We start from the raw sequence: 2,839 nt of genomic DNA on the forward strand, positions 1-2,839 counted from the left end.
GTCCTGGATTTTGCCGACGTCGGCCCGCACCTGAACGCCGAGGGCTGGAAGATCCAGCCTCGCCGGCGTTTGAGGCGCGGGGTCTGGGGCGGAGCCCCAGGGAACGGTGGAAGGGCGGGTAGGGGACAAGCCCCGCAGGGTCAGGCCAGCGCCGCCGGCAAGGGGGCCGAGTGGAGGAGGGTGAGCCCCGAGACGGCCCGGGTCAGGCAGACGTACAGCCGCCGAAGCCCGGTGCGTTCGTCGGGCTCACCGGAGACCACCGCGGCAGGCTCGTCCAGGACGACGTAGTCGTACTCCAGACCCTTCGCCAGCGACGCGGGCACCAGAGTCAGCCGGGACTCGGCCGTCGTCTCCTCACCGGGAGCCAGGTAGGTCAGGCCCGCCGCCGCCAAGGCATCCGCCAGCTCCGGGATCCGCGCGTCCGCCGCGATCAGCCCGATCGAGCCCTCGTGCGCGAGCGAGGACCGGCAGGCCTCCACGGCCGCGGTCGTCGGATCCGCGACGTGTGAGACGACCAGCGAGCCGGGGGTCTCGCGGACCGAGGAGACCGGCGCCAGGCCCGGGGAGATCGAGGGGAGCAGGCGGGAGGCGTAGGCGATCACCTCGCGCGGTACGCGGAAGCCCGCCGTCAGCTCCTCCAGCACCGCCCCCGGCTTGCCGAGGTGGCCCAGCGCCTCGTCCCAGCTGCGCGTCGCCCACGGGGTCGTGCCCTGCGCGAGGTCGCCGAGGATGGTCGCCGAGCCCGTCGTGCAGCGGCGGCCGACCGCCCGGTACTGCATCGGGGACAGGTCCTGCGCCTCGTCGAGGACGACGTGTCCGAGCGAGTGCGTGCGCTCCACCAGGTCGGAGGCCTCGTCGATGAGGACCAGGTCCGCCGCCGACCACTTCGCCGACTTCACGCTGCGGAACGGCTTCTGCCAGAGCAGCAGCTTCTGTTCGTCCTGCGACAGGATCCCGTCCGCGTGCGCCGCCAGGAACTCCGGGTCGGAGAGCAGGCGCAGCACCAGCTTGGCCGGTTCCACCAGCGGCCACACGGTCTTGACCAGGGCCTTCACGGCGGTGTTGCGGGCCACCGCGTCCTGGACGCGGTCGTCCGGGGCCTCGCCCGCCTGCTCCATCCGTACGAGGACCGTGTGCGCGATCCGCTGCGGGAGGGCGTCGCGGGCGGCCCCGTAGCGGATGTCCCGGTTCTGGAGCTCCGCGACGATCTCGGCGATCTCGTACGCCGGCACCCGCCAGCGCCGCGAACCGCGGACCACCATCAGCGGCTCGGCCGGCTCGCTCACGTGGGAGTGGACCGCGCGGCGCAGGACCTCCGCCATCCGGGCGTCGCCCTTGACCACGGAGGTTTCGGCGGCGTCCGCGCCGCGCACCTCCAGGTCGGGGCGGGCGACCAGGTCGTCGACCGTCGCCTGCTTGACCTCCAGCTCGCCCAGGGCGGGGAGGACCTGCTCGATGTAGTGCAGGAAGGAACGGTTCGGCCCGATCACCAGGGTGCCGGTGCGGGCGAGGCGGTCGCGGTGCGCGTAGAGGAGGTACGCGACACGGTGCAGGCCGACCGCCGTCTTGCCGGTGCCGGGGCCGCCCTGCACGCAGACGGAACCGGACAGCCCGGAACGGACGATCTCGTCCTGCTCCGGCTGGATCGTCGCGACGATGTCGCGCATGGGACCGACGCGCGGGCGCTCGATCTCCTGCTGGAGCAGCTTGCTGACGGTGGCGGCCGCCTCGGTGGGGTCGGAGAGGTGCTCGTCCTCGTACGCGGTCAGCTCGCCGCCCGTGTAACCGAAGCGGCGGCGCAGCGAGATGTCCTGCGGGTCGGCCTTGGAGGCCCGGTAGAAGGGCTGAGAGACGGGCGCGCGCCAGTCGATCACCATCGGGTCGCCGTCGGCGTCGTGGACGTGGCGGCGGCCGATGTAGAACTGCTCGCCCTCCGCGCCTTCGGCGAGCTCGGCGCCGGGTGCGTGCAGGTAGTTCAGGCGGCCGAAGAAGAGGGGGGTGTGGGAGAGGTCGGCGAGGGCCTTGATGCGGTCGTCGATCTGGGCCTGGAGCACGATGGCGTTGACCCAGTTCGCGGTGACGTCGCGGATGTCGAGGGACTCCACGTCCTCGCGCATCGCGCGGAGCGCGGCGCGGGAGGACGTGAGGTGGGCCCGCTCCCGGGCCAGGGGGTCGGCGGGTGAGGGTGCGGGTGCTTGGGCGTGCGCGGGCACGGAAATGCCTCCTGCTGCTGCTGCGAGTGACTGACTGCGTGATGCGGACGGACAGGCCCGCCGGTTTCCGTCCGGCAGGCGGCTCTCCCCGGTGGGGCAGCGGGAGGCGGCAAGAGCGGAGATTCTAGTCATCGCGGGGGCGACGCGCGAATGGATAACGCGGTGGGGACGGGTGGCGGCGATCCGGAAGGACGGTCCGGAAAGCCATGGAACGATCCGGGACGAAAGTCCCTCCGGTCCGGGCCCCCGTACGGGTGTCGTTCGGGCGGTGTCCTCCTTCGGGCAGAGCCCTTAGGGGGAGGCATGGGCCAGGAGTATTAGGCGGCCGGCCCGGAGGCTCAGCCCCCAGGGCGATGTGGTGCGGCGTGCGAAAACGCACCATGGATACATGAGCACCGCAACCTTCACCCCGATCCAGGGCCGCCGCCCTCGCGGCGCCACCGCCACCACCGTCACCCGCCAGCGCCACGGCGTCGGCGACGTCTTCCGCGCCGCCAAGGTCTTCGCGGCGGCAGCCGTGAGCGTCGTGGGGGGGGGGGGGGGGGGCGAGCGGGGGGGGGGGGCTATAAAGCGGACACCGGCCCCCCGCGCGCCCGCCCGGCACGCCCCGACCGCCCACGCCCGCC

1 protein-coding gene is annotated in these 2,839 nt (G+C 73.0%); it reads right to left on the reverse strand.

The genetic code is table 11. The annotated features are described in order from the left end of the window. Positions 1-140: 140 nt before the first annotated feature. Positions 141-2,117 carry a HelD family protein gene (locus tag ACFXDJ_RS33675; RefSeq protein ID WP_384662640.1) on the reverse strand — a complete coding sequence of 659 codons (1,977 nt, stop codon included), beginning with the start codon at positions 2,115-2,117 and terminating at the stop codon, positions 141-143. Positions 2,118-2,839: the final 722 nt, after the last annotated feature.

The organism is Streptomyces sp. NPDC059443 (genome assembly GCF_042750105.1).
GTDB lineage: Bacteria > Actinomycetota > Actinomycetes > Streptomycetales > Streptomycetaceae > Streptomyces.

Coding starts and splice junctions, on each gene's coding strand:
- ACFXDJ_RS33675 (WP_384662640.1), bottom strand. CDS start 2,117: ATGCGCGAGGACGTGGAGTCCCTCGACATCCGCGACGTCACCGCGAAC.